This window comes from Massilia sp. Soil_C_3 (genome assembly GCF_057657035.1).
Genome location: NZ_JBDGJG010000002.1, coordinates 458,108 through 482,504, shown reverse-complemented (window position 1 = coordinate 482,504; position 24,397 = coordinate 458,108). Strand labels below are relative to the sequence as shown.

Annotated in this window: 17 protein-coding genes; 11 read left to right on the top strand and 6 right to left on the bottom strand. The window is 66.6% G+C overall.

The features are described 5' to 3' along the window. The first annotated feature begins 30 nt into the window (after window positions 1-30). The 5 genes from AC3A6F_RS05050 (at window position 31) to AC3A6F_RS05030 (ending at window position 4,271) form a co-directional block, all read left to right on the top strand. Window positions 31-225: a hypothetical protein gene (locus tag AC3A6F_RS05050; protein ID WP_123068704.1), complete on the top strand. Its 195-nt coding sequence runs from the start codon at window positions 31-33 to the stop codon at window positions 223-225. 83 nt (window positions 226-308) lie between these two features. Then, on the top strand, window positions 309-635 hold the full coding sequence (locus AC3A6F_RS05045; RefSeq protein ID WP_487678874.1) for a hypothetical protein: 327 nt from the start codon (window positions 309-311) through the stop codon (window positions 633-635). A 113-nt stretch (window positions 636-748) separates the two neighbouring features. Beyond that, on the top strand, window positions 749-1,483 hold the full coding sequence (locus AC3A6F_RS05040; protein WP_487678873.1) for an ABC transporter ATP-binding protein: 735 nt from the start codon (window positions 749-751) through the stop codon (window positions 1,481-1,483). Continuing rightward, window positions 1,480-2,916: a DUF3526 domain-containing protein gene (locus AC3A6F_RS05035; RefSeq protein WP_487678872.1), complete on the top strand. Its 1,437-nt coding sequence runs from the start codon at window positions 1,480-1,482 to the stop codon at window positions 2,914-2,916. Before AC3A6F_RS05040 ends, AC3A6F_RS05035 begins: the two co-directional genes overlap by 4 nt. Then, window positions 2,913-4,271 (top strand): DUF3526 domain-containing protein, encoded by a 1,359-nt coding sequence (locus AC3A6F_RS05030; protein WP_487678871.1) that lies wholly within the window; start codon window positions 2,913-2,915, stop codon window positions 4,269-4,271. Before AC3A6F_RS05035 ends, AC3A6F_RS05030 begins: the two co-directional genes overlap by 4 nt. A 208-nt stretch (window positions 4,272-4,479) precedes the next feature. On the opposite strand, the gene AC3A6F_RS05025 is transcribed toward AC3A6F_RS05030, so the two are convergent. Then, window positions 4,480-6,240, bottom strand: coding sequence for a methyl-accepting chemotaxis protein (locus tag AC3A6F_RS05025; RefSeq protein ID WP_487678870.1), 1,761 nt, complete (start codon window positions 6,238-6,240; stop codon window positions 4,480-4,482). 257 nt (window positions 6,241-6,497) lie between these two features. On the opposite strand from AC3A6F_RS05025, the gene AC3A6F_RS05020 reads away from it, so the two are divergent. The 4 genes from AC3A6F_RS05020 to AC3A6F_RS05005 all read left to right on the top strand — a co-directional run bounded on the left by AC3A6F_RS05020 (window position 6,498) and on the right by AC3A6F_RS05005 (window position 10,412). After that, on the top strand, window positions 6,498-7,898 hold the full coding sequence (locus tag AC3A6F_RS05020) for an L-cystine transporter (protein WP_487678869.1): 1,401 nt from the start codon (window positions 6,498-6,500) through the stop codon (window positions 7,896-7,898). Between the two features lie 96 nt (window positions 7,899-7,994). Next, window positions 7,995-8,759, top strand: coding sequence for a histidine phosphatase family protein (locus tag AC3A6F_RS05015; RefSeq protein WP_320474795.1), 765 nt, complete (start codon window positions 7,995-7,997; stop codon window positions 8,757-8,759). A gap of 9 nt (window positions 8,760-8,768) precedes the next feature. Continuing rightward, window positions 8,769-9,764: an NAD(P)H-hydrate dehydratase gene (locus AC3A6F_RS05010; protein WP_487678868.1), complete on the top strand. Its 996-nt coding sequence runs from the start codon at window positions 8,769-8,771 to the stop codon at window positions 9,762-9,764. A gap of 264 nt (window positions 9,765-10,028) precedes the next feature. Continuing rightward, complete coding sequence (locus AC3A6F_RS05005) at window positions 10,029-10,412, top strand: hypothetical protein (RefSeq protein ID WP_320474797.1); 384 nt, start codon at window positions 10,029-10,031, stop codon at window positions 10,410-10,412. A gap of 136 nt (window positions 10,413-10,548) precedes the next feature. Here AC3A6F_RS05005 and AC3A6F_RS05000 read toward each other — a convergent pair whose 3' ends face one another. The 4 genes from AC3A6F_RS05000 to AC3A6F_RS04985 form a co-directional block, all read right to left on the bottom strand. Beyond that, the gene (locus tag AC3A6F_RS05000) at window positions 10,549-14,727 is read right to left on the bottom strand and encodes an ATP-binding protein (protein WP_487678867.1); all 4,179 of its coding nucleotides are present in this window, start codon (window positions 14,725-14,727) and stop codon (window positions 10,549-10,551) included. A gap of 243 nt (window positions 14,728-14,970) precedes the next feature. Beyond that, the gene (locus tag AC3A6F_RS04995; RefSeq protein WP_487678866.1) at window positions 14,971-18,171 is read right to left on the bottom strand and encodes an efflux RND transporter permease subunit; all 3,201 of its coding nucleotides are present in this window, start codon (window positions 18,169-18,171) and stop codon (window positions 14,971-14,973) included. 27 nt (window positions 18,172-18,198) lie between these two features. Next, complete coding sequence (locus AC3A6F_RS04990) at window positions 18,199-19,332, bottom strand: efflux RND transporter periplasmic adaptor subunit (protein WP_487678865.1); 1,134 nt, start codon at window positions 19,330-19,332, stop codon at window positions 18,199-18,201. A gap of 230 nt (window positions 19,333-19,562) precedes the next feature. Then, window positions 19,563-19,985, bottom strand: coding sequence for a divergent PAP2 family protein (locus tag AC3A6F_RS04985; RefSeq protein WP_320474801.1), 423 nt, complete (start codon window positions 19,983-19,985; stop codon window positions 19,563-19,565). A 133-nt stretch (window positions 19,986-20,118) separates the two neighbouring features. Here AC3A6F_RS04985 and AC3A6F_RS04980 point away from each other — a divergent pair, with 133 nt between their 5' ends. Together AC3A6F_RS04980 and AC3A6F_RS04975 are read left to right on the top strand one after the other, a co-directional pair. Next, window positions 20,119-21,177, top strand: a complete 1,059-nt coding sequence (locus AC3A6F_RS04980; RefSeq protein ID WP_487678864.1) for a DUF475 domain-containing protein — start codon at window positions 20,119-20,121, stop codon at window positions 21,175-21,177. A 102-nt stretch (window positions 21,178-21,279) separates the two neighbouring features. Continuing rightward, window positions 21,280-21,753: a hypothetical protein gene (locus AC3A6F_RS04975; protein ID WP_487678863.1), complete on the top strand. Its 474-nt coding sequence runs from the start codon at window positions 21,280-21,282 to the stop codon at window positions 21,751-21,753. A gap of 185 nt (window positions 21,754-21,938) precedes the next feature. Here AC3A6F_RS04975 and AC3A6F_RS04970 read toward each other — a convergent pair whose 3' ends face one another. Then, window positions 21,939-24,344 carry a coiled-coil domain-containing protein gene (locus AC3A6F_RS04970; RefSeq protein WP_487678861.1) on the bottom strand — a complete coding sequence of 802 codons (2,406 nt, stop codon included), beginning with the start codon at window positions 24,342-24,344 and terminating at the stop codon, window positions 21,939-21,941. Between the last annotated feature and the right edge of the window lie 53 nt (window positions 24,345-24,397).

Genomic DNA, 24,397 nt, shown 5'->3' with positions numbered 1-24,397 from the left:
TCTCCATTCGAGACGGCGCTGGAGTCAGCCATGAACACCGAACATACCGAACGCCACCATTCTTCGATCCATGCCGCCACCGCGGTCGACCGCAGCAACCCACGCGCACCGAAGCGCGGCATCGCCAAGGACATCGTCTCCAGCGGCCGCCGCCTGCGCACCCGCATCGGCGTCATCGCAGCCGCCTGCATCGGCCTGACCGCGCTGCTGATCGCCTTCGAGTAAGTACACCGTGCCGCGTGCGGCCCGGTTGTCGGCTCGATGCCGGCTGGGCTATACTGCCCCGCATCATCGTCGATCGGGATCGCATGCAGTTCCAGGCCACACGTCAGCACGCACCTTATTGTGCAGCGAGCGCACCCCTGCGCCGGGTGCTGGCCTGCCTGTGTGCGCTGATCCTTGCCCTGCAGCTCGTGGGCGCCTCGTTCCACGACCATGACCTGTCCGAACAGCTGTCCGACTGCGTCAGCTGCCAGATCGCTTCCCATTCCACCGCCGACGTTCCCGCGGCATCGCCACAACTGCTGGCGTTCTTCCTCGTCATCGCCTTCGTCCTTGCCCGCCTGCCGCGCCCCGCGCCGGTCGTCCTGCGCCGCTACCTGATTCCTTCCCGCCAGGCGCCTCCGCGCCACTGATCCGCCTTTGAATCCCTCGCGGGCCGCGTCAAACCGGCCTGCGGGCGCGCATGCGCATTCGCGCACTGCGTGCGCCCACTGCTTCAGCTTCACCACAAAGGACCACGATGACCATGACTACCCCTGCCCTGGAAGCGAACGGCGTGACCGTCGCCTACCAGTCCACGCCCGTGCTCAACGAGCTGTCACTGCGCGTCGCACGCGGCGAGATCTACGCCCTCCTGGGCGGCAACGGCGCCGGCAAATCGACCACCATGAACACCTTCCTCGGCTTCACGGTGCCCCGCTCCGGCAGCGTGCGCGTGTGCGGCATCGACGTCGCCGCCGACCCGCTTGCGGCGCGCGGCCAACTGGCCTATGTGCCGGAGAACGTCGCCCTGTACGAACACCTGGACGCGCGCGAGAATATCGAATACTTCCTGCGCCTGGCAGGCAGCAGCTGGACCGACGCCACCATCGACGAGGCCCTGGACGCCGTGCGCCTCGATGCCTCGGCCTGGCAGCGTCGTCTGGGCGGCTATTCGAAAGGCATGCGCCAGAAGGTCGCGATCGCGCTGGCCGTGGCGCGCCAGGTGCCGGTGCTGCTGCTGGACGAACCCACCACCGGCCTCGATCCGCAAGCCACCAGCGAATTCAACGCCCTGCTGCAAAGCCTGCGTGCACGCGCCAGCGCGATCTTCATGGTCACCCACGATCTATTGGGGGTGGCCGAAGTGGCCGACCGCATCGGCTTTCTCGAGCGCGGCCACATCAGCCACGAAGTCGCGGCCAGCGGGGAGGAACGCTACGACGTGCGCGACCTGTACCGGCGATATGCGGGAACGAGCCAGGCAAAGGATGCGGCATGAGCGCCACCCTGATGCAGGCGCTGCCCGCCATCGCCCGCAGCGAATGGCGCGCCATGCTGCGCAACCAGGTGGCGGTGGCCGCCGGCATCCTGATGCTGGTGCTGACGCTGGCCGCGATCCTGGTCAGCCATGAACGCGTGGACGCGGTGAACGCCGAGCGCGCGCGCTTTCAAGGCACGGCCGACGAACAATGGGACAACCAACCCGACCGCCACCCGCACCGCGTCGTGCACTACGGGCATTACGTGTTCCGTCCATTGAGCCCCCTGGCCTTCTTCGATTTCGGCGTCGATCCCTTCACCGGCAACACGCTGTTCCTCGAAGGCCATCGCCAGAACAGCGCCAACTTCAGCGACGCCGGCCAGTCCTCGGTGCTGCTGCGCTTCGGCCAGCTCACCCCGGCCTTCGTGCTGCAGGTGCTCACGCCCTTGCTGATCGTGTTCCTGGCCTTCGGCAGCGTGGCGCGCGAGCGCGAGCGCGGCCAGTTGCGCCTGCAGATCGTGCAGGGCATCCCCGGCGCGACCCTGTTGCTCGGCAAGCTGGCCGCGCATGCCGGCGTGGCGCTGCTGCTCGGCGCGCCCGCCTTCATCGCGCTGATCGCGATCGCGCTGCTGCATGCGGCCGTCGCGCCGCAGGCGCTGACGATGCTGCTCGGGTATGCGCTCTATCTGCTGCTGTGGGTGGTCGCGGCGGTGCTGGTGTCGAGCAGCCTGCCGCGTGCGCGCGACGCCTTGCTGGCCCTGGTGGCCGGCTGGATCGTCACTGCAATCCTGCTGCCGCGCGTGATGCCCGACTTCGCCGCCGACGACGTCGCCCGGCCGAGCCGCATCGAAACCGAGGTCGCGATCCACGAACGCCTGGCGGCGATCGGCGACAGCCACAATCCTGACGACCCTTATTTCAATGCCTTCCGCGCGCGCACGCTAGGGAAATACGGCGTGCAGCGGGTCGAAGACCTGCCGGTGAACTACGGCGGACTGCTGATGGCCGAAGGCGAACGCATGACGAGCGAACTGTTCGACGAGTTCATGCGCGCCGACTTCGCGCGCCAGCGCCAGGAAAACGCGATCGTGCACTCGGCCAGCCTGTTCAGCCCCGTGATCGCGCTGCGCCGCATGTCGACCGCGCTGGCCGGCACCAATCTCGACAGCCACGCGCGCTTCCTGGTCGAGGGAGAAAAATACCGCTACGCCTTCGTCCAGTCGCTCAACGGCCTGCATGCCAACGTCGTCTCGCCGCAAGGCGCCGGCGACGAACGCATCGCCAAGCATCACTGGGACGACACGCCGCGCTTCGGCTACCCGCCCCCACCCTTTGCCGAAGTCGCCGCACGCCATGCCTGGCCGGCCTTCGCCGTGCTGGGCGGGTGGCTGCTGGCCCTGTTCGGCGCCGCTTACCCGATCGCGAAACGCCTCGAAAGGAAGGCCAAATGACTACGCTGAAATTTGAACTGCGCCAGGTGGCGCATTCCAGGCTGGCCGTCGGCGCCGTCGTGCTGCTGGCGCTCTTGTGCGCGCTGTCGGTCTGGACCGGCCTGCAAGCCGTGGGCCAGCAGCGCGCCGCGCTCGAGCGCATCGCCGCCAGCCACGCGCAGGACTACGCCGCCATCGCCGCCAAGCAGCTCAAGGGTGGCGCGGCCGAAGCCGGCTCGGTCGGCTACTACCTGCCGCACCTGACGGTGAACCCGCCATCGCCGCTGGCCTTCGTGGCGATCGGCCAGCGCGACCTGCAGCCGCAGGCCCTGCGCGTGCGCCTGCTCGGCCTGCACTCGCAGCTGTATGAATCCGAGACCATCAACCCCGAGCTGGCCATGCCGGGCCGCTTCGACTTCGCCTTCGTGCTGGTATTCCTGGCGCCGCTGTTCGTGATCGCGCTGATGCACGACCTGGTCTCGAGCGAGCGCGAAGCGGGCCGCCTGCGGCTGCTGGCCTCGCTCCCCGCGGCTGCCGCCAACACCTGGCGCCGCCGGGTCGGCTTGCGCTATGGCCTGGTGTGGCTGGCCACCCTGCTGCCGCTGGCCTGCGGCGCGCTGGTCGCCGGCGCCACCCTGACAGGCTTCGCGGCGATCGCGCTGGTGGCCACGCTCTATCTCGCCTTCTGGTTTGGCCTGGCCAGCTGGGTCGCCGCGCGCGCCCGCACATCGAGCAGCAGCGCCGCGATCCTGCTGGCCTGCCTGGTCGGCCTGACGATGATCCTGCCGACGCTGGCCGATGCCGCGATCGCGCGCCTGTCGCCGGTCTCCAAAGGCGTCGAGCTGGCGCTGGCGCAGCGCCAGGCCGTGCACTCCGGATGGGATATCCCGAAGCCAGAGACGTTCGAAAAATTCTTCCGCAGCCACCCCGAGTGGAAGGACACGCCGCCGGTCGAAGGACGCTTTCACTGGAAATGGTATTACGCGATGCACCAGGCGGGCGACGATGCCGTGGCCGCCGACGTCGCGCAATACCGCGCCAGCATGCAGGCGAGGGAAAGCTGGACGGCGCGCGTCGGACTGGTGCTGGCGTCGGTGAATGTGCAGGTGCTGCTGCATCGCCTGGCCGATACCGACCTCTTGGCGCAGCTGGCGTACCAGGACCGCATCGCGGCCTATCACACGCAGCTACGGCGCTTTTTCTATCCGTATCTGTTCGGGGAGCGCGCGATGACGCAGGACGATCTGGCGAAGCTGCCGCAGTATGAGCATGTGGCGGTGCCGGGCGGCCTGCCGGTGGGCCAGTTGCTGGCGCTGGCGGTGCTGGCGTTCGCATTGGTCGCGATCGGGCTACGCAAGCTGCGCGCCCCACGCTAACGCCATTTTTTCGTTACCCCCAAAACGTCGTCCCCGCGAAGGCGGGGACCCAAGTTTCTCCGCACGCCACTTAAGCAAATCCAGGTGGCTGTGCATATTAACTTGGATCCCCGCCTGCGCGGGGAGTCGGCGTCGCCAATGGCGGCGACGACGTGGTATGGCTAACTAAAATGTTGGAGGCTGCTGGCTAGCCGACCTCCTTACTGCATCAGAACTCTTCCCAACCGTCGCCGACGTCCGCGGTTTCGGCTTTCTTCGACTTGGCAGCGGCTTCCGACTTCGGCTGAACTGGTGCGGCCTTGGCCGGCTTGGCAGCAGCAGCAGGTTTCGCCGCCTTCACCGGCGCCTTCGCCACCACCGCCGGCAAGGTCGTGGTCACGCGCGGCGCTGGGGCCATGGCGGCACTGGCGCGGCTGGTGCCTGCCTGATTCAGCTTGAACGCGCCCACCGTGTGCGCCAGCGCGGTCGCTTCTTCCTGCAGCGAGGCCGCCGCGGCCGATGCTTCTTCCACCAGCGCCGCGTTCTGCGTGGTCACCTGGTCCATCTGGGCCACGGCGCCGTTGATCTGTTCGATGCCGGCGGTCTGTTCCTGGCTGGCGGCGGTGATCTCGGACATGATGTCGGTCACGCGGTTCACGCTCTGCACGATTTCCTGCATCGTGGCGCCCGCCCGTTCGACCAGCTCCGAGCCGTGGTGCACCTTGTCCACCGAGTCGTCGATCAAGAGCTTGATTTCCTTGGCCGCTGCCGCAGAACGTTGCGCCAGACTGCGCACCTCGCCCGCCACGACCGCGAAGCCGCGGCCCTGCTCGCCGGCGCGCGCCGCTTCGACCGCCGCGTTCAGCGCCAGGATATTGGTCTGGAAGGCGATGCCGTCGATGACGGCGATGATGTCCACGATGCGGGTCGACGAGGCGTTGATCGCGCCCATCGTCTGCACCACCTGCTCGACCACCGCGCCGCCCTTGCCCGCCACTTCCGAGGCCGAGGTGGCCAGGGCGTTGGCCTGGCGTGCGTTGTCCGCGTTCTGCTTGACGGTCGAGGTCAGTTCTTCCATCGACGAAGCGGTTTCTTCCAGCGAACCGGCCTGCTGCTCGGTGCGCGAGGACAGGTCCAGGTTGCCGGCCGCGATCTGGCTCGAGGCGGTGGCGATGTTGTCGGTGCCGGTGCGGACCTGGCTCACGATCGTCACCAGCGAATCGTTCATCTCTTTCAGCGCCTTGAGCAAGCGTCCGGTCTCGTCGTTCGAGGTCACTTCGATGGTCTGGGTCAGGTCGCCCTTGGCCACGGCGCCGGCGATCGCGACCGCCTGCTCCAGCGGACGCACGATGGCGCGCACCAGCACCCAGCCGACGAAGGCCGCCATGATCAGGCCGAACACCAGGCCGGCCAGGCAGACCGCGCGCACGATCTCGAAGGTCGATTGCGAAGCCTGGTATTCCTTCAGCGCGGCGCCCTGCTGCTCCTTGACCAGCTTGGCGCCGAGATCGGCCACCGGCAGGTACAGCCTGGTCATCTGGCCGTTGAGCAGGGCGATGGCGCCGGCATTGTCGCCGGCACGGATCGCGGCCATGGCCGGGCGAATGCCCTGCTCGACGAAGACCTTGCGCGCCTCGGTAAATTGTTCGTACAGGGCCTGCTCAGCGGCGGTCATCGGCATCTGGCGGTAGCTGTCCAGGATCTTGCTGATCACCACGATGTTAGCGTCGACCGACTCGAGCGCGGCATTGCGCGCACCGGCATCCTCCATATTGACCGCCTTGGCCACTGTCAGCTGGTTGGTCGTGATCAGCTGGGTGACCTGGCCTACCTGCCCCAGGCCCACCAGTCGGTGGTCGTACATCTGCTTGAGCTCGGTATTCGCGATGCCGAGGTTATAGATGCCGATGACCGCGCCAGCGACCAGTTCGACCGCCAGGAAGGCGATGACGAAGATGAGGCGCGACTTGATGCTGAGATGTTTGAACATGATTCGCTGGCCTTAAGCCCATGGATAAAAAATGTGGTATCCATTGGATTATAGAAACATTGTTCCCTTTATGGGAAGCATTGAGTATTTCCTTGCGTTATGACTCGTCTTCCGTCGCAGTGCAGCAACAGATACGGTATGACACGATATTGCTCAGTCAATATGCGCTGAGCGCATAAGCAAATGTGACATTAACACTACGGCAAGGCAACTTTGCCGATAGAATGGCGCGATTCCCTGCTTCAACCCAAGTTTTTATGACCTTCCCCGTTCTCCTGAACCTGGCCCTTGCGCTGGCCATCTGCGCACTCCTGTATGGCATGCAGGCCCGCCATGCATCGTTCACCAAGCGCGTGTTCGCCGGCCTCGGCCTGGGCGTCGTGCTCGGCGCCGGGCTGCAGGCCGTGTATGGCGCGGGAGCGAGCGAAATCGTGGCGACCAATGCCTGGCTGGATGTGATCGGCAGCGGCTACGTCAAGTTGTTGCAGATGATCGTCATCCCCCTGATCATGGTCTCGATCGTGCAGGCAATCCTCAAGCTGCGCGACGCCGCGTCGCTCGGCAAGATCAGCACCCTCACCATCGGCATCCTGCTCGTCACGACCGTGGTCGCGGCCATCATCGGCATCGCGATGGCCAAGCTGTTCGGCCTGTCGGCCGTCGGCCTGACCGCGTCGAGCGCCGAAGTCGCGCGCGGCGAATACCTGCAAGGCAACCTGGCCACGGCGCAGCAACTGTCGCTGCCGTCGCTGCTGCTGTCCTTCATCCCGGCCAATCCCTTCCTCGACATGACGGGCGCGCGCAAGACCTCGACCATCGCGGTAGTGGTGTTCGCGATCTTCATCGGCATCTCGGCGGTCGGCATCGCCGGCAAGAAGCCGGAAGTGTTCCAGTCCTTCAGCGGCTTCGTGCACGTGGCCCACGTGATCGTGATGCGGATGGTGACCCTGGTGCTGCGCCTGACCCCGTTCGGCGTGTTCGCGCTGATGGCAAAGATGGTGGCCGGTTCCAGCCTGCAGGACATCCTCGGCCTGCTCAATTTCGTGGTCGCCTCGTATGCGGCGCTGGCGCTGATGTTCTGCGTACACCTGGCGATGGTGGCCGGCGTCGGACTCAACCCGCTGCGCTACCTGAAAAAGATCTTCCCGGTGCTGGTGTTCGCCTTCACCTCGCGCACCAGCGCCGGCTCGATCCCGATGAGCGTGGCGACCCAGACCGCGCGCCTGGGCACGCCGGAAGGCACGGCCAACTTCGCCGCCTCGTTCGGCGCCACCATCGGGCAAAACGGCTGCGCCGGCATCTATCCGGCGATGCTGGCCGTGATGATCGCGCCGACGGTCGGCATCGATCCGTTCACGGCAAGCTTCTTGCTGCCACTGCTGGCGATCGTCGCCTTCGGTTCGATCGGCGTGGCCGGCGTCGGCGGCGGCGCCACCTTCGCGGCCCTGATCGTGCTGTCGGCGATGGACTTGCCGGTGGCGCTGGCCGGCCTGCTGATCTCGGTCGAACCGCTGATCGACATGGGCCGCACGGCGCTCAACGTCAGCGGCTCGATCGCGGCCGGCAGCGTCACCAGCCGGGTGCTGGGCCAGACCGATATGCGGGTGTTCCAGAACGACGCCGACGTCAACCTCGACGGCGAAGAACAGGCCGTGTAAACACCTGCAAACATCGTCGCGGGCGGCTGCAATCGTGCGCTGACGCCTTGCCGAATCCGTCAAGATGACGCCATGTTAACTTTTCGGCGGACGACGATGGAGCAGAAGTGGCCACAAGAAATATGGCTGGTCAGGCATGGACAAAGCGCGGGCAATGTCGCGCGTGACCTCGCCGAAGCCGCCGCCGGGCACCGCATCGACATCGCCGATCGCGACGTCGACGTGCCGCTGTCCGAGCTGGGCGAGCGCCAGTCCGAAGCCCTCGGCGCCTGGTTCGCCGCCCTGCCGCCGCACCAGCGTCCCAACGTGGTGCTGCATTCACCCTACGTCCGCGCGGCCGAGACCGCCAACATCCTGATGCAGCGCCTGGAGCGCGACGAATTGCTCTGCGTGCTGGCCGACGAGCGCCTGCGCGAGAAAGAATTTGGCGTGCTCGACCGTCTCACCACGCATGGCATCGCCCACCATTTCCCCGACCTGTACGAGCAACGCCAGCACGTGGGCAAGTTTTATTTTCGCCCGCCCGGCGGCGAAAGCTGGTGCGACGTCATCCTGCGCCTGCGCAGCGTGATGGATACCCTCGAGCGCGACTTTTGCGGCGAGCGCGTGCTGATCGTCGCGCACCAAGTCACCGTCAATTGCTTCCGCTACCTGTTCGAGCATCTCGACGAAGCGAAGATCCTGGAATTCGACCGCGCCGGCGACGTGCCGAACTGCTCGGTCACATCCTACGAATTCGATCCCAACCACGGCAAGCGCGGCGACCTGGCCCTGCGCCTGGTGAACTTCGTGGCGCCGCTGGAAGCCACCGGCACCCCGGTCACCGTCGCCAAGGACTTGCCGACCTCACCCAAGGCTTGACGCCCCACCATGAATTCCAGCAATCAAACCGTGCATGACGTCGATGCCGCCTGCCTGGCGGCATGGCCGCTGCCCCAGCCCCAGGCCGAGGGCGACAAGGAATTGCGCGGCCACGTGCTGGTGCTGGGCGGCTCGCGCGAAATGCCGGGCGCCATCATCCTGGCCGCCACCGCGGCCCTGCGCGCCGGCGCCGGCAAGCTGACCATCGCCACCGGGGCCAGCGTGGCCCAGCTGGTAGCGCTGGCGATGCCCGAGGCGCGCGTGATCGGCCTGGCTGAAAACGACACCGACGGTTTCCACCTCGACGCCCTGGAAAGCCTGGACCCGCTGGCCGACAAGGTCGACGCGGTGCTGATCGGCCCCGGCATGCGCGACGCCCCATGCACCGCGCGCCTGGTGCACGCGCTGCTGCCGCGCCTGGGCGAATCGGGCGTCGGCCTGGTGCTCGATGCCTGCGCCATGGACGTCATGCTGCACATGCCGCACGACTGGCCCGAGGGCAAGCCGATGCGCTTCGAGCGGCCCGTGATCATGACCCCACACTGCGGCGAAATGGCGCACCTGACCGGCCTCGAGAAAGAATGCATCGTCGGCCAGCCCGACACCCCGGCGCTGCAGGCCGCGCGCGACTGGAATGCGGTGATCGCGCTCAAGGGCGCGCGCACGGTGATCGCGACGCCGGACGGCACGCTATGGCAACACGAAGGCGCGGGCAATATTGGCCTGGCCATTTCGGGCTCGGGCGACGTCCTGGCCGGCATCATCGCCGGCCTGCTGGCGCGCGGCGCCGCGCCGGAACAGGCGGCTTGCTGGGGCGTGGCCTTGCACGCACGCGCCGGCGACCGCCTGGCAGAGCGCCTGGGCACCTTGGGATATTTGGCACGAGAAATTTCTATGGAAGTGCCGGCGCTGCTGGAGGAGATCGCCTGCAACGATCACATCAAGCGCAACGCCGATGACAGGAACATCCGGCCGGTACCGGGAGACGAACAGCTGGGTTCCTGACGCCCGGCGAAAGAAAACTCTGTAAAAAATGTTACGGAGTTTCGCAAGAGTGCGGTATCTAACGAACCGGCAGCCGGGCTTCCGGTCTAATGGGCACAGTTGGATTGAAGTACGCACCGGGGCCGCGTATTGCGTCGGTTCCCTGAGTGTTCCGCCCTTGAATTGCAAAGGGGTGGAACTAACTGGCGCCGCAGACCTTCCAGCGCCTCACCACAATGAGCTGGAAACTGCGGCACAAAGATAGACGTAAACGAGGAGTTAACAATGAATGCAATGACCAAAGCACCAAAAATCCTGCTGACCGCCGCCGTCCTGGCCACCCTGCTGGGCGCCTGCAAGAAGGACGACGCAGCGACCACCACCACCCCGGCCGACACCTCGGCGACCATGCCAAGCAGCACCTCGGGCGCCACCGGCACCACGGGTGACGTCGGCACCGGCGCAACCGGCACCGGCACCACCGGCACCGGCACCACCGACATGGGCACCAGCGGCACCACCGGCGCGACCGGCACCGCAGGCGACACCAGCGGCGCAACGGGCACCACCGGCACCACCGGCACCGGCACCGCGGAAGGCGCCACCGGCACCACCACCACCGATCCGGCGACCACCACCACGCCGCCGACCGGCACCACCGGCCAGTAATATTGGCCCGCCACCGAACGCCGCCCTGCTCGCGGGGCGCGCTCGGGGTAGCGCTCGGGTAGCACCCTACGCCATACCAGCACCCGGCCCCTCACGGCCGGGTTGTTTTTTTCAGGCCCACACCTGCCGCAGTCGGCTAGTCCGTCCTGCGCATGTTCGCCGCAACGTCGCGAATCAGATTCTCCACCATCGTAAAATCGGCCGGCTTGGTCAGGTGATGATCGAACCCCGCCTCGCTCGAACGTCGCCGGTCCTGCTCCGCCCCCCATCCCGTCAGCGCCACCAGTGTGGCGTCTTCCATGCCCGGAATGCGGCGCATCGCCTCGGCCGCATCGTAGCCGCTCATATCGGGCAGGCCGATATCCAGGAACACCACCTGCGGCAGGTCTTCGCCCGCGCGGCGCAAGGCCGCGGCGCCGTCGTTGGCGACGCTGACGGTGTGGTCGTTCATTTCGAGCAGGGCCTGCAAGGTCTCGGCCGCGTCGACATTGTCGTCCACCACCAGGATGCGCAGCACGCCGCCCGGCGTGGCGGACACCGGCGCGGTCGCCGGTTCAGGTGCGGCGTCGACGGGCAGCCCAGCCAGCGCATCCTGCGGCAACGGTAGCCACACCGTGAACTGGCTGCCCATGCCGGCGCCGGCGCTGCTGGCCGTCACCCGGCCGCCGTGCAGCTTGACCAGGCGCTGGACCAGGTTCAGGCCGACGCCCAGCCCGCCCTGCGCCATCTCGGTGCCGAGATGGGCCTGGGCATACATGTCGAACACCGTCCCGAGCGCCGGCGCGGCGATGCCGATGCCGTTATCCGATACGGTAATCGCCACTTCCTGCGCCGCGATCCGGGCCGCGATCTCGATCGCGCCGCCCTGCGGCGTGTATTTGGCGGCATTGTTGAGCAGGTTGCTCAGCACCTGCGACACACGGTGGCGGTCGGCATAGAGCGCCAGCGACGCGTCGGGTGCACGGACGGTCAGTGCATGTTTGCGGGCCTCCATCAGCGGCATGCTCATGTCGACAGCCTCACGCACGACATCCGCCAGCAGCACCCACTCGAGCTTGAGCGTGACCTTGCCTTCGGCCAGGCGCGCCATGTCGAGCAGGTCGTCGACCAGGTGCACCATGTGGTCGACCTGGCGCCGCATGATCGTCTGGACGTCGCCGCCGGCGGCGCCGATGCGCATCAGCTCCAGCCCCGAACGGATCGGGGCCAGCGGGTTGCGCAGCTCGTGCGCCAGGGTGAACAGGAAGTCGCTTTGCGCGCGGTTCTTCTGTCCCAGCTCGCTGGCCAGGCGCTGCAGCTCCTGCTCGGCGTATTTCTGGCTGTCGATATCGAGGGTCACGCCGTCGAAGCGCTCCGGCTGGCCGTGCTTGTCCAGGCCGCACCAGCCGATCGCCCGCAGCCAGCGCGGCGCGCCACACGCCACGGTACGAAACTCCAGGTCGAGCGGCGCGCCGGCACCTACCGCGTGCGCCACGCTGGCGGCCAGCCGTTCCCGGTCTTCCGGATCGACCGCCGCCAGCAGCGTGTCGACCGAGGCCGGGCGCGCGCCACCGAGGCCGAAGTGCACGGCCATTTCGGCATTGAGCTGGAACTCGGTAAACGGCGCATCGGCGTACCAGACACCGATGTCGCCCGCCTCGGACACTCGCTCGAAGCGCTCCTGCAACATCTTGCGCGCATGAACGTCGATCACCGTTCCGACATAGCCATCCGGCTCTCCCTGCGCATTCACGCGCGGCAGACCGGAGTCGATGAACCAACGGTAGCTGCCATCGTGGCAACGCAAGCGGTAGTCGATCGAGAACGGCTCATGCGCCGCGTTCGCGGCCAGGAAGATCTCTCCCGCACGCTGGCGGTCGTCGGGATGCGTATTCTCGAGCCAGCCCAGGCCCAGGTCCTGTTGCGGCGTGCGGCCGGTATAGTCGTACCAGCGCCGGCTGAGGTAGGTGCACAGGCCGTCGCTGTCGGTGGTCCAGAACATGGCCGGCGAAGCGTCGATCAGCGCCCGCACGTGGGCTTCGCGCGCGCGCGCATCGCGCTCCATCTGGCGCCGCTCGCGCCCCATCTCCACCTGGGTGCGCACCCGGGCCAGCAGCTCGTTGGCCGAAAACGGCTTGACCAGGTAGTCGTCGGCGCCGGCCTGCAGGCCTTCCACCTTGGCCTCCTCGCCGGCGCGCGCCGACAGCAGCATCACCGGCAGCAGGCGCAGCGCCTCGCTGGCGCGGATCTGCGCGATCAGGCCGAAGCCATCGAGCTTCGGCATCATCACGTCGCTCAGCAGCAGGTCGGGCGGGTCGGCCAGCGCGAGCTCGAAGGCAGCCTGGCCGTCGGCGCACACGCGCACCTCGGCATGCGGCTCGAGCAGCGCCTTCAGGTAGGCGCGCATGTCATTGTTGTCGTCGGCGATCAGGATGCGCGGGCGCGCCTGGCCGGCCATGTCGACCAGCGCCGCGGGCCCTTCCTCGTGCGGTGCGGCTTCGGCATCCGGCAGCCAGCGCAGCGCTTCCTCGACGAAGGCGGCCCCCATGCGCTGGCGGTCTTCCATGCCATCCGGCGCACGCAGGATCCGGTCCTGCGGCAGGTGCGCATCGCCGAACGGCAGGTCGACATCGAAGCGCGTGCCTTCACCGAACGTGCTGGAGACGGCGATGGCGCCGCCGTGCAGGCGCACCAGTTCCTGGATCAGGGCTAGGCCGATGCCGGTGCCTTCATAGGTGCGTCCCGGTGCGCCCTCGATGCGGTGGAAGCGCTCGAACATGCGCGGCAGCTCGTGTTCGGGGATGCCGGTGCCGGTGTCTTGCACCGAGAGCCGCGCCATCCCGGCATGCTCGCGCAGGCTGATCGTGACGCTGCCGCGCAGGGTAAACTTGAAGGCGTTCGACAGCAGGTTGAAGACGATTTTTTCCCACATGTCGCGGTCGACGTAGACCGGCTGCGCCAGGTCCTGCAGCTCGACCTGGTAGGCCAGGCCGCCCTTGGCCATGGCCGATTCGAACACACCGGCCAGGTCCAGCGTCAACTGCGCCAGGTCCACCGGCACGTAGCTCGCCTGCACCCGGCCGGCCTCGATGCGCGAGAAGTCGAGCAGCGAATTGACCAGCTTGAGCAGGCGCAGCGCATTACGGTGGGTGACCTCAATGCGCTTACGCTGCGCCGCGCTCATGCTGTCCGCGTCGTCGGCCAGGGCGTCGTCGAGCGGGCCCAGGATCAAGGTCAGCGGGGTACGGAACTCATGGGACACGTTCGAGAAGAAGGCGGTCTTGGCGCGGTCGATCTTGGCCAGTTCTTCGGCGCGGCGCTGTTCCTGCTCGTAGGCGAGCACATTGCCGACCGCCGTATTCACGGCCGCGCCCAGTAATTCGTAGAAGTTACGGTAGTCGGCATCGAGCGCGCGGCGCACGCTCACGCCGGCGACCACGAAGCCGAACAGCTCCTGCTGGCCCGGCAGCGACAGCGGCAGCACCAGGGCCGAGCGCGGCGGATCCTCGTAAGGTCCGCAAGTGAGCCCGGCCAGGCGCGCTGCGACGTCGTCCACCTGCGCGGCCGCATGGGTGGAGGCGCAGCGCGCGAATGGCCAGCAGGCGTCGTCCAGGGGCGCCGAACCTGGCGCCAAAGCGCAGTGCGGCGGCAGGCCGCCGCCGCCGCGCAGTTCCAGCGTCCCGCTGTCCTGGTCGATCTGGTAGAACAGCAGGAACGGCACGTCGGCCTTCATGCGCTCGACGTGGATCGTCAACTGCTGGCCGATCTCGGCCATCGAGCGGGTCGAGGCCAGGCTGGCCGTCAGGTCGCGCAGTCCCTGGGCACGGCGCGCGCCCAGCACCTGGGCCGTGGTCTCGGTGATCGGGTGGAACACCCCGCCCACCGTCCCCGACTCGTCGCGGATCGGCGAGAACGAGAAGGTCATATTCGCCTCCTCAAGGTAGCCGCTGCGATCCAGGAACATCTGCTGGTCCTTGATATAGGCGCCCTCCCCCTGGTGCGCACGCTCGAAGGCCGCGCCCACCACCGGCAGGGCCGAGGCCCACACCACCTTGAACGGCGCCCCCATCGACGCCGGATGCAGGTCGCCGCAGATCGGGCGGTAGGCGTCGTTATAGATCTGGATGTCGTCCGGTCCCCAGCACACCAGGATCGGGAAGGTCGAGGACAGGCACAGGCTGACCGAAGTGCGCAGGCTTTGCGGCCAATCGGACAGCGGTCCGAGCGGCGTCTTAGACCAGTCCATGCTGCGGATCAGCTCACCCATCTCGCCGCCGCCGGCGAGCCAGTTCAGGTCGGAAGCGGCCAGAGTGGAGGATGATGGGAGTACGGACATGGAGAAGACCTTACGGCAAGGGACAGAAGACGGGATTCTTAAGAAACTGCGTACTGCAAAGCAAGCAGTTCAGTATCGAATTGCCCACACGGCGCCCGATATTAGACCATAACAACAGGAAACACTGGCGCAATACCGCCGATTCCGCAGCAGGCGCCCACAGCGCAGCGCCGGAACGACAAGGCCAGCGCGTGGCTGGCCTTGTCGGGACAAAAGACGGCTGGCGCCGCACTCAGGGAACGATCAGGCCGGCAAGGCCTTGCCGCGGCCGGTTACGAGGCGGCCGATGCGCACGATCACGCGGTAGACCAGACGCACCAGGGTCAGGGTCAGGATCGCTTCCACGAAGGTCATCAGGAAGGCCGGCAGCGTATTCCAGCGCTCGGCACGGCGGCCATACTTGGCCACCATGCGGTCGCGGGCGATCTCGATGCTGTCGTAGAAGGTCGGCACCACCAGCAGGGTCAGCACGGTCGAGGTGATCGTGCCGCCGATGATGGCGATCGCCAGCGGCTGGTAGAACTCGCCCGAGTCGCCCAGGGCAAGCGCCACCGGCAGCATGCCGGCGATCAGGGCGAAGGTCGTCATCAGGATCGGACGCAGGCGTTTGCGGCCGGCCGCCATCAGGGCTTCTTCGCGGTCCACGCCTTCGCGTTCCAGGGCGCGGGCAGCGTCGAGCAGCAGGATCGCATTCTTGGCCACCAGTCCCATGAGCATCAGGATGCCGATCATGCTCATCAGATTGAGCGTGTTGCCGGTCACGATCAGCGCCAGCACCACGCCGATGAGCGACAAGGGCAGCGACAGCATCACGCCGATCGGTGCGGTGAACGAACCGAACTGCATCACCAGGATCAGGTACATCAGGGCGATGCCCGAGAACAGCGCGATGAGCATCTGGTTGAACAGTTCGGCCTGGTCTTCGCCGGAGCCGCCCAGCGCCAGCCCGTAGCCCGGCGGGAAGTCGAAGGTGCGCGCCAGTTTCATGGCGTCGGCCGTGACTTCGCCGGGCGAACGGCCCTGTGCATTGGCCGAGACCGTGATCATGCGCTCGCCGTTCTTGTGGCGGATCGCCGATGGGCCCTTGCCCATGGTGATGGTGGCGATCTGCTCGAGCGGCACCATCATGCCGGTGCCGGTGACCGAAATCGGCAGGCGCTCGATGCTTTCGGTATTGACACGGTCGTCCGGATGCAGGCGCACGGCCACGTCGCGCGTCTCGCTGGTCGGATCGACCCAGTCGCCCACCTCGATACCGGCGAAGGCCACGCGCAGCGATTGGGCGGCGTCGTTGACCGAGATGCCCATGGCATTGGCCAGGCCGCGGTCGAGCACGATCTGCAGCTCGTTCTTCGGATCCTGCTCGGACAGGGCGACGTCGACCGCGCCCGGCACTTCGCGCAGCTTCTCCATATAGGCGGTGGTCAGCTCCATGAGCTTGCGCGAATCCGGGCCGGTGAATTCGACCTGCACCGGCTTGCCGTTGCCGTTCAGGTCATCGAGGACCGTGTATTCGGCGCCCACCAGGCGGCTGATCTTGGCGCGCAATTCCACCGCGATCTCGCTGGCGCTGCGTTTGCGCTCGCCGCGCTTGCCGATGTCGACATAGATCGACCCGCCAGACAGCTTCACGTTGCTGTTGGTATCCTTGGTTTCCGGCAGCGTGCGCGCCAGCTCGGCGGCCGCTTCCAGCTTGCGGCGCGAATACTCGATCGACGACGACGCCGGCGTACGCACCTCGATCTGCAGGTTGCCCGAATCCTGTTTGGGCAGGAAGCTCGAGCCGCCAAAGAAGTGGTGCAGGACCATCGCGCCGACCAGGCTCGCCACCGCCAGCACGGCCATCGAACGACGGTGGTGCAGCGCCCAGGCGATCACGTTGCCGTAGCGGTCGGCCTGGTGATCGAACCAGGCGTTGAACTTGTCGAGCATGCCGCCGATGCCCTTCTTGGGCGCGCTGTGGTGGCCCGGAGGATCGCCCCAGTAGGCCGACATCATCGGGTCGAGCGTGAACGAGATGAACAGCGACACGATCACCGAACACGTCACGGTCAGGGCGAACGGCCGGAACCACTCGCCGGACACGCCCGGCATGAACGCCACCGGCACGAACACGGCCATGATCGAGAACGTGGTGGCAGCCACCGCCAGGCCGATTTCGGCGGTGCCCTCGAGGGCGGCGGTGCGGCGGTCGGAACCCATTTCCATGTGGCGCACGATGTTTTCGCGCACCACGATCGCATCGTCGATCAGCACGCCGATCGCCAGCGACAGCCCCAGCAGGGTCATGAAGTTGAGCGTGAAGCCGCACAACCACACGGCGATGAAGGCGGCCAGCACCGAGGTGGGCAGCGCCAGCGCCGTGATCAGCGTCGAGCGCCAGGAATTGAGGAAGGCGTACACCACGAACACGGTGAGGATGGCGCCGAGCACCAGCGCTTCGATCACGTTGTTCAGGCTCGACTGGGCGTCCTTGCCGCCGTCGCGCACCACTTCGAGCTTGGTGCCTTGCGGCAGCCGCGCATTCTCGCGCTCCACCACTTCGCGCACCTTCTTGGCCAGCGAAACGGTCGAGGCGTCACGCGAACGCGAAATCTGCAGGCCGACATTCGGCTTGCCGCTGCGCATCGACAGCGTATTGATGTCGGCAAAGCCGTCCTGGATTTCGGCAACCTGGTTCAGACGCACGATCTGTTCGCCATTGCGCTTGACGACAATCTGCGAGAAATCTTCCGGACGCTCGATGCGGCCGATCAGGCGGATGCCTTTCTCGTCGAGTTCGCTGCGCAGCTTGCCCACCGGGGCATTGGTGTTGCCGGTGCGCAGGGCGTTGGTGACGTCCGACGCCGAGACGTTAAATTCGCGCAGTTTTTCCGAGCGGAGCAGCACCGACAGCTCGCGCCGCAGCGCGCCATTGACGTTGACGGTCGAGACGCCGTCGATGGCACGGAACTCGTCGGCCAGCACGTCTTCGGCATAGCGCGAGATTTCGGCGTGACTCTGGCTGCTCGAGGACAGCGCCAGCGACATCACAGGCTGGGCCGAGGGATCGACCCGGCGCAGCACCGGTTCGCGCATCTCGATCGGCAGCTTGTAGCGCACCGCGGCGATCGCGTTACGAACGTCGTCGGACGCCTCGATCAGGTTGCGGTCGAAGTCGAATTCCATCCAGATCGAGGCGCCGCCTTCGTACGATTCGGAATTGACGTCATTGACGCCCTGGATCGCGAGCATCTGCTTCTCGAGGCGGTTGACGATCTCGCGCTCGGCGGTCTCGGGCGACGCGCCCGGATAGGGAATCTGGACCACGATGATCGGGATCTCGACATCGGGCTCTTGATTGACCTTCAACTTGGACAAGGCCAGGAGGCCGATCGCCATCATCGCGACGATGATGACGACCGTCGGGATCGGATTCTTGACACTGAAATTAGACAGGAACATCGTTGTTTTCCTTATTCTTTTCCTGCGTTACTTGCCTTGGGCCGGGGCGGTGGCGCTGGCCACACGGGCGGCCGGCATGTCGACCTTCTGGCCGTCCTTCAGGTTCGACGTCGGTGAGCGCAGCACGATGTCGCCAGCGGCCAGGCCCTGCTTGATCTCGACGTTGCCGGTGCGCGGGTCGCGCGCGCCGACCACCAGGGCGACCTTCGACAGCGTCTTGTCCTTGATGCGCCAGGTATGGTTGTTGTCGCCCACCCGCACGAGGGCGGACTCGGGCAGGGTCAGCGCATCGCTCGAGGAAGCATCGACGCGGCCTTCGGCGTACAGCCCGGCCACGCGCGGCTGGGCCTTGTCGGCGAAGCCCACCAGCACCTCGACCTGGCGGGTGACCGGGTTGGCTGCGGGGTCGATGCGCTTGACGATGCCGGCAAACTGCTGCTCGCCATAGCCGTTGACGCGGAAATTAACCTTCTGGCCGACCTTGACGGTGCTGACCGAATCGGCCGACACCGCGCCTTCGAAGCGCATGCTGGTCGGGTCGATGACTTTCACCAGCTCCTTGCCGATATTGGCGGTGTCGCCGTTGGAGACCTTGCGCTCGGAGACGATGCCGTCGAACGGGGCGCGGACGGTGGTGCGGGCCAGTTGCTGGCGCGCGGTAGCGACGCGGCTCCGGGCGCCCGACAGCTCGCTCAGGGCGTTATTGCGCGCCATTTCGGCGTCGTCCAGGGCCTTGGCCGAGGTCATGCCCGAAGCGGTCAGGGTCTTGAGACGCTCGAGCTGACGGTTGGCTTGTTCCAGCGCCAGGCCGGCGGCGCGCTGGGCATCCTCGGCCGACGTCAGGGTGTCGCGGATCGAGGTTTCATCGAGGCGCACCAGCACGTCGCCGCGCTTGACCGGCTCGCCGTTCTCCTTGAGCACCTGCAGCACGATGGCCGAGACTTCGGCGCGCAGGTCGGCCTTGCGTTCCGGCTGGATTGAGCCAGTGACCACCGGGCCCGACGAAATCGAATCGCTCTGGATCGTCAATACATCCTCGGGCGCCACCGTCAGCTGCGTCGGCTTGTTGTCCTTGCCCTGGCCGGGGGCCTTGGCGGAATCCTTGCCGCAGGCGACGAGGCTTGAAGCGATGGCTAGAACGAGGAGGGTTTTGCGCAGCATTGTGGTTCTCCAGAGAAGGACTTGGTCTTTTTTATAAAAATGAGAATAGATACAGCCAGCGCGAAGTATTCAGGAGGGCCCTGATGGCGTCAATTGACGAACCTGTGTAACGCCGAATTCGATGGATGAACTGCGTTTTTTGGCGATGAGCTGCATTCCTGCCAGGACGGGATGCAGGGTAAAACGGACAGGCGGACGTCCGGGAAGTGGACGCCGCCGTATGTACATGATCAGAAGCCGCCGAAGACGGCATTGATCAGGAAGCCCATGCCGATGCCGGTCAGGACGCCGCCAGCGATCTCGATCTTGGTATGGCCCATCCGTTCGCGCAGGATGACGTAGTCCTCTTTGCCGTCGTGCAGGCGATTGATCGACACCGCGTGGCGCCCGACGTGCTGGCGCAGGCTGTTGGCGTCGATCATGACGATAAAGGCGAGCGCACACGCCACGCCGAAGGCCGGATTGTCCATGCCTTCGCGCAGGGCGATCAGGGTGGCCATGCTGGACACGACCGCACTATGGTTGCTGGGAAAGCCGCCATTGCCGACCAGGTCGAAGGCCCAACGCCGCAGGCGGACGCTGGAAATGAGAAACTTGATCGGACCGACCACCATCCAGGTCAGTATGGGCGTTGCGAGGTAGATAATTTCCATGATGTCTTATAGGTGAAAATGCTGGGCGGAATTATCTCAGAAGCAAGGCCTGACGGGCGACTTTTGGAACGGATGCATCAGGCCGGGAAACGGTAATATTGACCCAACGAGTCAATACAGACAAGAGGTATGTATGCGGCACTTCCGCTGGTCTTTCATCGTCACGGCCGTCCTGATGGCGCTTGCCGGCTGGTGGGGCTACGAGCACCGGGGACTGCCCGGCCTGCTGCAGGCCCTGTGGATCACCGCCATCCTCGGCGTGCTGGAAGTGTCGCTTTCTTTCGACAATGCTGTCGTCAATGCCTCGGTGCTCAAGCACTGGAACGAGTTCTGGCGCAAATTGTTCCTGACCGTCGGCATCCTGGTGGCGGTGTTCGGCATGCGTTTGCTGTTTCCGCTGGTGATCGTCGCCGCCGCCACCGGCCTCGGCCTGTTCGACGTCTGGCATATGGCGATCGACAATCCCAATGAGTATTCGCGCCACCTGACCGAACACCACGCCGAGGTCGCGGCCTTCGGCGGCGCCTTCCTGATGCTGGTGTTCCTGAACTTTCTCTTCGATACGGAAAAAGAACTGCATTGGATCACCTGGTTCGAGGAAAAGGTCGGTAAATACGGCTCCGAGGGACTAGCCGTGCTGCTCACCCTGCTGTGCGTGATCGGCGCCATGCGCCTGATGCCCGAGCAGCGCAAGCTGGCGGTGCTGATCGCGGGCGTGACCGGGGTGCTGGTCTATATCGGCGTCAAATGGCTGAGCGGACTGCTCGAAGAGAAAGAACAAGACCCCTCGGTCGGCGCCATGATCTCGCAGGGCAGCATCGGCGGCTTTCTCTACCTGGAAGTGCTGGACGCCTCGTTCAGCTTCGACGGCGTGATCGGAGCCTTCGCCATCACCAACGATGTCGTGATCATCATGCTGGGCCTGGCCATCGGCGCCATGTTCGTGCGCTCGATGACGGTGTTTTTGGTCTACAAGGGCACGTTGCAAGAATTCGTCTATCTCGAGCACGGGGCGCACTACGCGATCGGCATCCTGGCCCTGATCATGTTCGCCAGCGTGCACTATCACATCCCGGAATGGTTTACCGGGCTGTCGGGGCTGGCCTTCATCCTGGTATCGCTGTGGTCGTCCATACGCTATCGCAGGAGGATCGCGGCCCAGGAAGCCGAGGTGGCGGCGCGGACCGGTTAATTAGCGGCCCGGATGAGATTCGCAGTTTGCGATTACTGCAAGGCATGGCAGAATGAGCGCGCACCGCAGATGCGCTGCCATATTGACAACCCGTGCCAACCCGTGCCAACCTTTTTGATCGCCTGCCCGACCATGCCCAAAGCCCGCTCTACCGCCATCCTGCTGTCCGTCGTCGCCGTCGTGGCGGTGCTCGGTTCCCTGTACACCTGGTTCACCCTGACCTGGGCGTATTCCGAGGGCGACCGCGCCGGCTACCTGCAGACGTTCTCCAAGAAAGGCTGGCTGTGCAAGACCTGGGAGGGCGAGATCCTGCTGTCGAGCATGCCGGGAGCGATTCCCGAGCGCTTCGCCTTCACCGTGCGCGATGAGACGGTGGTGCAGCAACTCAATAGCAATATCGGCCGCCGCGTGCAGATCTCGTACGAGCAGCACAAGGGCGTGCCGACCAGCTGCTTTGGCGATACCGAGTATTTCGTCAAGCGTGCGGTGACGGGGCCGGTGGATCCGGTGTCGCCGAGCCAGGCGCAGGGTGGGATGGAAAATCGGGCGCCGGTGCAAGCGGCGCCTGCACAGTAAGCATACCGCTACGTCGTTCCTGCCACTGGCAGAAACGACTTCCCGCGAAGGCGGGAACCCAAGTTATTCGCGTCGCCGGCTACCTCGAACGTGCCATCAGTGCCGGCAAACTTGGGTTCCCGCCTGCGCGGGAACGACGTGCGTGGGGTGCGGGCCGCAGTTAAACGCAGGCGCAGCCCACGCCGTTAGTCCCGGTCCGTTTTACCATCCAGATCCCGGTCCAGTTCGCGCTGGGCAGCAATCACTTCCGCCAACCTCGCCGCCGCCTGCGCGGCCGAGGTGTCGCCGGCCCGGGCCTGCGACTGCTTGAACCGTCCCAATACCTCGCGCGTCAGGTCGGCCGACACCGAGCGCTGGCCGGCTTCGACCTTGCGCTCGCCGATGACGCGCTCGGTCGCCGCCAGTTCGGCGGCCTGTTCGTCCTGGCGCTTGCTTTCCAAATTCACCAGGTGCTTGCGCGCATCGGCCATCTGCAAGGTGGCGTGCGCCGCCTTGCGCTGCATCTCGGCGTGGGCCTGGGCGTGCTCCAGCAGCGCGCGCTGGGCTTCGCGTTTCTCGACCGCCGCCTGCACCGCCGCCTGCTCGACCAGCTCGCGCTCGCGCGCCAGCCGGGCTTGCGCTTCCTCGGCCTCGGCGCGCGCTTCGGCGGCCTGGGCGGCGGCATGTTCCGACGCCAGCCGCGCCGCCTGCGCCTCGTTGGCGCGGGCGTCGGCCGTGGCCTGGGCGCGCTGGGCGGCCAGCTTGCGCTCGACCAGGGCCAGCGATTCGCGCGCGGCTTGCGTGGCTTCGCGCTCGGCGCCGATCGCCTGCTCGGTGAGTGCTACCTGCTGGCGCTCGACTTCGGTGCGTTCCTGCTGGGCCTGGGCCAGTTCTTGCGCCCGGCGCGCATGCGCCTGCTGGGCGTCGCGGGTCGCCTCGGCTTGCGTGGCTTCTTCGGCGACCGCATCCGTCTGGGTCTGCTGCGCTTCGAACGTTGCGCGCTGGGCTTCTTCCAGGCGGCGTTCGGCCTGCGCCTTGGCGGCCAGCGCCGCCGCTGCGGCAGCCTCGGCTTCGCTACGTGCCTGGGCCGCCAGCATCAATTCGCGCTCGGCCGCCACTTTCTGCTCGAGCTCAAGCAGGGCCTGGGATTCGGCGGCCACCCGCTCGCGTTCGAGCTGGGCCAGGCGTTCGGCTTCTTCGCGCTTACTCGCCGCCAGCTGCGCCGCCTGGCGCTGCAGTTCGACCAGCTCGGCCTCGAATGCGACCGCTTCCGCTTCGTCGGCATTGCGCTTGGCCTGGACCTCGGCCGCGGCCTGGGCCAGCGCCGCTTTTTCTTCGGCCAGGGCCTGCTCGCGCCGGTGTTCCTCGGCTTCGCGCAGTGCCGCCGCTGCCGCCGCCTCGTCGGCCGCGGCGCGCGCGCGCGCGTCCAGCGCCGCCTCGGCCTCGGCCTCGAGCCGGGCTTGCACCTGCTCGTCCGCTTCTTCCTCGGCGCGGACGCGGTCTTCGGCCACCAGGCGCAGCTTGCGGTCGGTCTCGATCCGGGCCTCGGTCGCGGCCAGGATGCGGGTCTCGGCCTCGCGCCGCGCCTCGGCGCTGGCGGCCGCCATTTGCTCCAGGCGCTCGCGGTGGGTGGCGGCGTCGCGCAATTCCTTCTCTGTCTGCAGGCGCATGCGCAGCGACTGGGCCGCGACGCGCTCGGACTCGGCCTGGGCCAGCGCGATCGCCTCGCGCTCCTGTTCGATGTGGGCCATGGCGCGCGCTTCTTCCAGCGCGCGCGCTTCGGCTGCTGCGCGCGCGAACGCCGAGGCCAGGGCCACCTGGTCGGCGCGTTCGCGCTGCTGGGTCAGGTCGAGCGCCTCGGCCTCGGCCTCGGCCAGTTTCTCGGCGGTCTGGCGCGCGGCCTTTTCGGCGCGCTCGCGCTCGCGCGCCAGGATTGCGATGCGGGCGTCGGCGCTGGCGTTATGCAGCACTTCTTCCTTGGCCGCCTCCACCGCCGCCATGCGCTCGGCGGCCTGCAGCCTGGCCTGTTCGGTATGCGCCACCAGCTCGTCGGCGGCGCGGGCGGCCTTGGCCGCCAGCTCGGCCTCGGCTTCCATCTGGACCGCGGCGCGGCGCCGCGCTTCTTCTTCGGAACGCGAACGGGCCTCCAGCGCCAGCCGGATCTCGGTATCGCTCTTGACGCGCGCGCGCAGCTCCGCGGTCTCTTGCCGGATCGCTTCCAGGCGCTCGGCGGATGCCTTGGAGGCGGCGCGCAGGGACTCCAGGCGGTCGCGGTTGGCCGCGATCGCCTCTTCGGATGCCTGCGAATTGGCTACTGCGGCGGCGGCGGCGGCCACATCGATGGCGGCGCGCTCGTCGGCCAGCGTGCGTGCGCGCGACTCGGCGGTCTGGCGGTTTTCAGAGGCGACGTTGGCCTTGGCCTCCGCTTCCACGCGCGCGATCGCTTCCTGGATTTCGCGCATCTCGAGCGGCTTGCGCGCGGCTGGCGCCGGAGCGGCTGCAGGGACTTCGGGTGCGGCCTCGGGAGGCGTTTCGGGCGGCGCCATCCCGGCGGCCTGCGACAGGTCGATCGAGAAGTCGGCTTCGTCTTGCTTGGCTGGGTTTGGTTCCATGCGAGGTCTCAATGGCGGCGGTCGGTTCGATTATCCGGCAAATCCGTTCAGTA

What these genes read in the sequence shown, in the direction of transcription:
- AC3A6F_RS04990 (WP_487678865.1), bottom strand. Translation starts at nt 19,332, where the DNA reads ATGCTGCGCAAAACCCTCCTCGTTCTAGCCATCGCTTCAAGCCTCGTC.
- AC3A6F_RS05020 (WP_487678869.1), top strand. Translation starts at nt 6,498, where the DNA reads ATGACCTTCCCCGTTCTCCTGAACCTGGCCCTTGCGCTGGCCATCTGC.
- AC3A6F_RS04985 (WP_320474801.1), bottom strand. Translation starts at nt 19,985, where the DNA reads ATGGAAATTATCTACCTCGCAACGCCCATACTGACCTGGATGGTGGTC.
- AC3A6F_RS05035 (WP_487678872.1), top strand. Translation starts at nt 1,480, where the DNA reads ATGAGCGCCACCCTGATGCAGGCGCTGCCCGCCATCGCCCGCAGCGAA.
- AC3A6F_RS05050 (WP_123068704.1), top strand. Translation starts at nt 31, where the DNA reads ATGAACACCGAACATACCGAACGCCACCATTCTTCGATCCATGCCGCC.
- AC3A6F_RS05025 (WP_487678870.1), bottom strand. Translation starts at nt 6,240, where the DNA reads ATGTTCAAACATCTCAGCATCAAGTCGCGCCTCATCTTCGTCATCGCC.
- AC3A6F_RS04980 (WP_487678864.1), top strand. Translation starts at nt 20,119, where the DNA reads ATGCGGCACTTCCGCTGGTCTTTCATCGTCACGGCCGTCCTGATGGCG.
- AC3A6F_RS05045 (WP_487678874.1), top strand. Translation starts at nt 309, where the DNA reads ATGCAGTTCCAGGCCACACGTCAGCACGCACCTTATTGTGCAGCGAGC.
- AC3A6F_RS05000 (WP_487678867.1), bottom strand. Translation starts at nt 14,727, where the DNA reads ATGTCCGTACTCCCATCATCCTCCACTCTGGCCGCTTCCGACCTGAAC.
- AC3A6F_RS05010 (WP_487678868.1), top strand. Translation starts at nt 8,769, where the DNA reads ATGAATTCCAGCAATCAAACCGTGCATGACGTCGATGCCGCCTGCCTG.
- AC3A6F_RS05015 (WP_320474795.1), top strand. Translation starts at nt 7,995, where the DNA reads ATGGAGCAGAAGTGGCCACAAGAAATATGGCTGGTCAGGCATGGACAA.
- AC3A6F_RS04995 (WP_487678866.1), bottom strand. Translation starts at nt 18,171, where the DNA reads ATGTTCCTGTCTAATTTCAGTGTCAAGAATCCGATCCCGACGGTCGTC.
- AC3A6F_RS05030 (WP_487678871.1), top strand. Translation starts at nt 2,913, where the DNA reads ATGACTACGCTGAAATTTGAACTGCGCCAGGTGGCGCATTCCAGGCTG.
- AC3A6F_RS05005 (WP_320474797.1), top strand. Translation starts at nt 10,029, where the DNA reads ATGAATGCAATGACCAAAGCACCAAAAATCCTGCTGACCGCCGCCGTC.
- AC3A6F_RS05040 (WP_487678873.1), top strand. Translation starts at nt 749, where the DNA reads ATGACTACCCCTGCCCTGGAAGCGAACGGCGTGACCGTCGCCTACCAG.
- AC3A6F_RS04970 (WP_487678861.1), bottom strand. Translation starts at nt 24,344, where the DNA reads ATGGAACCAAACCCAGCCAAGCAAGACGAAGCCGACTTCTCGATCGAC.